Origin of the sequence: Pelorhabdus rhamnosifermentans (assembly GCF_018835585.1) — a bacterium.
GTDB classification, from domain to species: Bacteria; Bacillota; Negativicutes; order UMGS1260; family UMGS1260; genus Pelorhabdus; species Pelorhabdus rhamnosifermentans.
In genome coordinates this window covers 177,835-184,990 of sequence record NZ_JAHGVE010000009.1, presented here as the reverse complement: position 1 = coordinate 184,990, position 7,156 = coordinate 177,835, and the positions used below count along the sequence as shown (strand labels likewise).

Genomic DNA, 7,156 nt, shown 5'->3' with positions numbered 1-7,156 from the left:
AGCATTTGTCTGTCGTTTTTAGCGACTCGTTTATCTTATCACAGGCATTTTATTGTGTCAATGCTTTTTTCATAACGAAAAGTCGGATTCCGACTTTTCTGTTAATTTCTTCATAACATAACTATTGCGCCAGTATATGTTATGATATAAAGAAAGGTAATTTGTTATCATCATAAATCAAGTAAAGAACGATGAAGCGCTCATAATTTTATAAATGCCATCGTGTCATACCCGATCAGGAGGAAAAAATGGACGAAAAAGAACAACAAGCTGAATTAATAAAGCTGGAAGATACACTCCAACAAATCAATAGGCAATTAGACTCAACAGCCATAGATTGCAATGATTCTCGTGTAGAACTACACAAGAATCTCACAGATTATTGGGAAAATCTTAGCGGAAACACGAGTGATGAGGCGCAACTCATTGAAGTTGTTACTCGTCAAAAAAATATCAGCGCTGTCATTCATCAGAAACATTTTCAACTACAAAAGATGGCTTCTTCCCCATATTTCGGCCGTATTGATTTTGCTGAAGAAGAAGCAGGTGTCTCACTGTTATCTGAACCGATTTATATTGGAATTGCCAGTTTAGCTAATCCTGATTCAGGTGAATTAATTATCTATGACTGGCGAACACCAATTGCTGGTATGTTTTATGACTTCGAGCGAGGCCCCGCCTTCTACCACTGCCCAGTTGGTGAAATTCGTGGCAACATTACGCTCAAACGCCAATATAAAATCATTCATGGCGAACTAAAATATATGTTTGATTCCGAAATAAAAATTGATGATGATATCCTCCAAGAAATACTCGGACGCAGTGTCGATGATAAGATGAAAACCATTGTCACGAGTATTCAACGCGAACAAAATCGTATTATCCGCGATGAAGGGCATCGCTTGCTCTTTGTTGAAGGGGCTGCTGGCAGCGGAAAAAGCTCCATTGCTTTACACCGTGTTGCCTATCTGCTTTATCGGGAAAGAAAAACAATTACAGCAAATAACATTATCATTTTTTCTCCAAATCATATTTTCAGCGATTATATTTCCAATGTTTTGCCAGAAATTGGCGAAGAAAACGTCCTACAAATAACTTTTTACGATTATATGATGCGTTTCATGACGCAACTGCCGATAAAATTTGAAGAACGTTCTGCGCAACTAGAATATCTTTTTACGAGTGTGCCCAATCATAAATTGCGCGTGCGTCAATCAGGCATTCGTTATAAATCATCCGCTGCTTTTGAAACGATTCTACAAAACTATCTGGCCTATTTAAATACTCAGGCAATGAAAAGTTATCCAAGCATAGAATTTAATGGAAAAACTATATTTAGTAAGGAAGATTGGCAAAACTATTATTTAAATCGTTTTGCTTCTCTACCACCATCTAAACGCCTCACCAAGATACGCCAGCTCATTCAAAACCGCCTACAACAATTTGTCACTAGTCTCAGACAAGAAAAAGAAACTGAAATAACAACTTCATCAGATGTAGTAAACGAAAAAGAACTAAAAGCCTTGGCAAGAATGGCAGCACGAAAAGACCTTCGCCCGATATTCGAACAAATTGAACGTTTAACAGCCTTGCCGTCGCCGCTAAAGCTGTACCGTCGACTCTTTTGTGATAAGGCCTTATTTCACCGTTTAGCCCATAACACCGTCATTCCACGCGAATGGCCTGCTATTTGCACTCAAACGCTTTCCCAATTAGATTCTGGTCAGCTTTTTTATGAAGATTCATTTTCTCTCCTTTATTTCAAAGGAATACTCGAAGGTTTTCCAGCTAATTACGACATGAAACACCTCGTCATCGACGAAGCCCAAGATTACACAATACTGCAATATAAAATTTTAGCCCGGCTCTTTCCGCACTGCTCATGGACAGTACTGGGAGATCCTGCCCAATCCATTCATCCTTGTCTTCAAGTTGCCAGTTTTAAAGAAGCAGGTCAAGCAATTGCAGTAGAAAACCCACTCATTTTAAAACTATCACGCAGTTATCGCTCAACACGAGAAATTCAAAAATTTTCGACAGAACTCCTAGGCGGCCAGCAAGTCTTAGCTAGCGTAAATCGACCTGGTAAACTCCCTGAACTCATGCACATACAAGAGCCGTCTTGCCTTACAGATAGCATCCTCCATACCATCGAAGGACTTCAAGCTGATGGTTGCCGCTCCATCGCAGTCATTTGTAAAACAGCCCAGGAGGCAGAGAAAATCTATCCCGTCCTACGCACCAAAACAAAAATGCATCTCATAGCCACTGACGATGCAACTTTTAGCCGTGGCGTTGTCGTCATTCCGACTTATCTAGCAAAAGGACTGGAATTCGATGGAGTCATTATTGTGAATGTTGATAAAAAAAGTTATGAAAGTAAAACAGATCGTCATGTTCTCTACACTAGCTGCACACGTGCTTTACATCGCCTAATTCTCTGTTATTGCAATGAAGTCTCATCATTGATCGCGGCTATTCCTCCTGAATTATATATTGAAACAAAATAATCCACATGTTAACTATTGCAACGGATTCATATTTGCTGTACCACTTGCCCCTTCATTTGGCAAAGGATAAGGAAATTGCACATATGTACTAGGAACTTCACCAACAACGACATACTCAGCAATAGGAACTTGCGTGTTCACGCTGACGCTTTTACTCACAAGAGGCACAACAATTCGAATTTGCGTAGTAGCAACTAAATAAACCATGTGACGCGTTTGATTAATACCAGCTTGTTCAAATTTATCCACAACCTGAACTTGTACAGTCCCCATCGGGATGACGGTGACGACAATTTTGGGCCCCATACTAGCGAGCAGCTGACTGCCTAATACTTGCCCAATGGGGATGGATATTTGTTCTTCCGTAATTTCTTGCAAAGCATCTTGTACCTTAATCGTCGTATCGGCAGCAAGACGGTTAAACTCCATCGTATTAGGCTGAATCAGCGCGACGCGACCTTTATTATCTAAGCGCACTTGGACAAGATTTTGGGCATCAATATTTAAGCTAGCCCGATCATTAATGACATTATTAATAACTTGCGTGGCAATTAAGGTGGCTTTTGTTTCGGCGATTGTAAGAAGTGTCGGTTTTAAATGAATTTCAATCAATCCGAGAACCGCGCCTGTAAGAACAATCAGTGCCGTAATGACAATCGTCAGATGAGAAACTCCCTTTCGTCTTCCTACGGAGAACCTCATTGTTCTCCCCCCTTGTTTCTGTTCCATAATGCCTTCTTTATGCTTAGTATATATATGATACACCAGCCATTTTGGTGCAATAAACTACTGCTTTTCGCGTAAAAAAATCGCTAATCAAATTTATAAACACGTTCTTGTATATTAATTAAGAAGCACTATTTGCCATAAATCGGCAAACAGTGCTTCTTATACTATAAACATGACTTATTTTTTCTGTTTAGCAAAAAATTTATCGGCCTAGCGGAAATGTTCAGGATGTAAGTTTTTAAATAAATTTTATGCTATAACAATCCGGTGATAACCCTTTTTGCCTTTGCGAATCAGAACACTATTATTATCAAAAAGATCGGCCGTCAGCAAGAAATCCAAATCAGTCACCTTAATATCGCCAATAGACAGCCCGCCCTGCTGAATAAGGCGGCGGCCTTCACTCTTGGTGGTAATAATGCCTGTCAGCGCCAGGACATCAATCAGTTTAGTACCTACCGTCTCAGGAGATATAGCTGCTGTGGGCGCATTATCGAGCGCACCTTTACCGCCAAACAATGCTTCAGCGGCTTGCTGAGCTTTTTCAGCTTCGGCTTCACCGTGAACCAATTTGGTCACTTCGAAAGCCAGCGTTTTTTTCGCAATATTAATATCCTTATCCTTGAAAGCTCCCAAACGCCGAACCTCATCCATCGGCAAAAAGGTCAAGAGGGCCAGACATTTTTCCACATCAGCATCATCAACATTGCGCCAATACTGATAAAAATCATAAGGCGAAGTCTTTTCGGCATCCAGCCACAGGGCGCCTTTTTCTGTCTTGCCCATTTTCCGTCCATCACTAGTTGTTAGTAGGGTAAAAGTCAATCCATAGGCGGGTTTGCTTTCTTTACGCCTAATAAGGTCTGCTCCTGCAAGGATGTTAGACCACTGATCATCGCCGCCCATTTGCATAATACAACCTAAGCGGCGGTTGAGTTCCAGAAAATCATAACCCTGCATTAACATGTAGTTGAATTCCAGGAAAGACAAGCCTCTTTCCAAACGCTGTTTGAAACATTCAGCAGTTAGCATGCGATTGACTGAAAAATGTACGCCAACATCCCTCAAGACCTCAACGTAATTAAGTTTTAACAGCCAATCGGCATTATTCAGCATCAGTGCCTTATCATCACTAAAGTCGATAAAACGCTGCATTTGTACTTTAAAGCGTTCACCATTGTTACGAATCGTCTCTTGGGTCATCATTTTGCGCATATCGCTCTTGCCTGATGGGTCTCCCACCATAGCCGTTCCGCCGCCGATAAGGCAAACAGGACGATGTCCAGCCCGCTGCATATGCGCCATGACCATCATCCCTAAAAAATGACCAACATGCAGACTATCTGCAGTAGGATCGAAACCGATATAAAAAGTAATTTTTTCTTTAGCCAAAAGTTCGGCAATTTCCTCTTCATGGGTAAGTTGTTGCACAAAACCCCGTTCTTTAAGTGTATCAAGTACCGACATTATTAGAAGACCTCACATTTATCCTATTAAAAATATTAGTTTTAATATAGCCGAATACATGCCGATTGTCAACGTTATCCTGGCATACAACAGAAAATCCATCATCAGTTGTGTCTCATGATGTTTTTTTATGATATAATATTTAACAGATTGGCACAGTAGGAGGATACACATGAACAACGGCCATAACGGTGATACTCCGCGCGAAAATCGGCGGAAAAATCCCCGTAAACCAAAATATTTTATCATCGCAACAATTATTGGTATCGTCATGCTCGTCGGCGCTAGTTTAGGCTTTCTTACAGCAAGCATTAATACCATGCCCGGCTTGAAAAACGAAATGCGACCGCCTGCCTCATCGCAAATATTTGATGCCCATGGAAATCTGATTACAACAACACGTTCCATTGAAAATCGAATTCCCGTACCCATTAGTAAAATTCCACAAAATTTACAACATGCCTTTATAGCTGCTGAAGATGCCCGCTTTTATCAACATATTGGCGTTGATCCACGCGGAATTTTGCGGGCCGTCTGGGCAAACATTACAAACCATGGGGTATCAGAAGGTGGCAGTACCATTACACAACAACTAGCTAAGAATGCACTACTTACACAAGAGCAAACATTAAAAAGGAAAATTCAAGAAGCTGTACTGGCCTTGCAGATTGAACGTCAATACAGTAAATCAGAGATTCTTGAACTTTATTTAAATCAAATCTATTTTGGCCAAGGTGCCTACGGCGTACAGGCTGCCGCACAAGTTTATTTTGGCAAAAATGTGGAAGACTTAGATTTGGCAGAATGCGCTATGCTTGCTGGAATTCCAAAAAGCCCTAATTATTATTCGCCAACAAACAACTTAAAAGCTGCTAAAGAAAGACAAAATACCGTTTTAGAACAATTAGTAAAATATGAGTACATTGATAACGCTACAGCTGCTAAAGCGCACAATGAAGAAATCAAAATCGTGTCCAAAAAAGCTGATACGCATGAAGAAACCGCTCCTTATTTTGTTGATTATGTTATTCAACAATTAATTGATAAATACGGTGCCGATGCGGTCTACAAAGATGGACTAAAGATTTACACAACGCTTGATTTAGATATGCAAAAATCAGCTGAAAAGGCGATGACAAAATTACCAACTTATCATACGGACAGCAATGGAATCAAACAGCCCCAAGGCGCATTAGTCGCCATTGATCCGCAAACAGGCTACATTAAAGCCATGGTAGGTGGTCGCGGTAATGATCAATTCAACCGCGCAGTCTTGGCTGAACGTCAGCCAGGATCAGCTTTTAAGCCTTTTGTCTATCTAGCTGCCATTGAAAGCGGCCTCACACCAGGAACAACAATTGAAGACAAACCGGTAACTTTTGGCAGTTGGTCGCCGCAAAATTACGACCGTACATTTAGTGGTAAAGTTTCACTGCGTACAGCCCTTGAACAATCGCTTAACGTCCCCACTATAAAACTTGCCAATCAAATCGGTGTTGAAAAGCCCATTTATTACGCTCAACAAATGGGTATTACGACACTTGTTACAACAGGGGCAACAAATGATCGCAACCTTTCCATGGCCATCGGAGGTTTAACAAGAGGCGTCAAACCTCTGGAGCTTGCCAGTGCTTATGGTGTCTTTGCCAATCATGGCATTCATACAGAGCCTATTGCCATTACAAAAATTGTTGACCGTAACGGTAAGATAATTGAGGAAAATATCCCCAAGGAGAAAGTTGTTGTCAATGAAAAAAGCGCTTATATCATTACAGATATGTTACGCGGTGTTATTACGCGTGGCACAGGGACAGGCGCTAATATTGGCCGCCCCGCCGCTGGAAAGACAGGAACAACCGACGATAGCAAAGATGCTTGGTTTGTCGGTTACACACCTGACCTTGTAGCTGCAGTATGGATGGGAACGGACAATGATGGAACATTATCAGGTGTAAGTGGCGGTGGTCTACCTGCTACTATATGGCGTTCCTTCATGACAGCAGCTCTCGCATCTTATCCCTCACGTGACTTTGTCCGTCCAGCCGGCATTAGCGACAGTCAATTAAGCTCGGATAATTCTTTTAAAGAAGATACGGGTAACACGACACAAGCCAAGCCCAATGGGAATAGTACAGATCAGACAACAACAGACAAAGCTAAAAATACCGGACCTAGTACGCCTGATAAAAACATTCCCACACCAAATAAACCGGAACGAGCAACAACACCTGCCCTTCCCCCACCACCGACTCGACCGGGAGATGGAAAAAGATAGCGAAAAATATTTTTGTTATTGTAAAAAAACACGCGTATTTTACGCGTGTTTTTTCTATTTCTTGCATATAAATTATAGTGTCACTGAAGTATTGTCATCAAAGAAAAAGAATAATAAAATGATAATGATAATAATCCAGATTCCATTGCCGCCTCCGCAACCAAAACCGCGTGCC

4 protein-coding genes are annotated in these 7,156 nt (G+C 41.2%); 2 read left to right on the top strand and 2 right to left on the bottom strand.

Annotated features, from left to right (window positions below):
- Nucleotides 1-248: 248 nt before the first annotated feature.
- A complete protein-coding gene (locus Ga0466249_RS13020; protein WP_215829893.1) occupies nucleotides 249-2,510 on the top strand; it encodes a HelD family protein in 2,262 nt (753 codons plus the stop codon).
- Between the two features lie 12 nt (nucleotides 2,511-2,522).
- Here the strand turns inward: Ga0466249_RS13020 and yunB are convergent, their stop codons facing one another.
- Nucleotides 2,523-3,212, bottom strand: coding sequence for a sporulation protein YunB (yunB, locus tag Ga0466249_RS13015; protein WP_215829892.1), 690 nt, complete (start codon nucleotides 3,210-3,212; stop codon nucleotides 2,523-2,525).
- A gap of 276 nt (nucleotides 3,213-3,488) precedes the next feature.
- Nucleotides 3,489-4,706, bottom strand: coding sequence for a tyrosine--tRNA ligase (gene tyrS, locus Ga0466249_RS13010; protein ID WP_215829891.1), 1,218 nt, complete (start codon nucleotides 4,704-4,706; stop codon nucleotides 3,489-3,491).
- 172 nt (nucleotides 4,707-4,878) lie between these two features.
- Here tyrS and Ga0466249_RS13005 point away from each other — a divergent pair, with 172 nt between their 5' ends.
- Entirely contained in the window at nucleotides 4,879-6,981 is a 2,103-nt protein-coding gene (locus tag Ga0466249_RS13005; protein WP_215829890.1) for a transglycosylase domain-containing protein, read from the top strand.
- Nucleotides 6,982-7,156 lie beyond the last annotated feature (175 nt).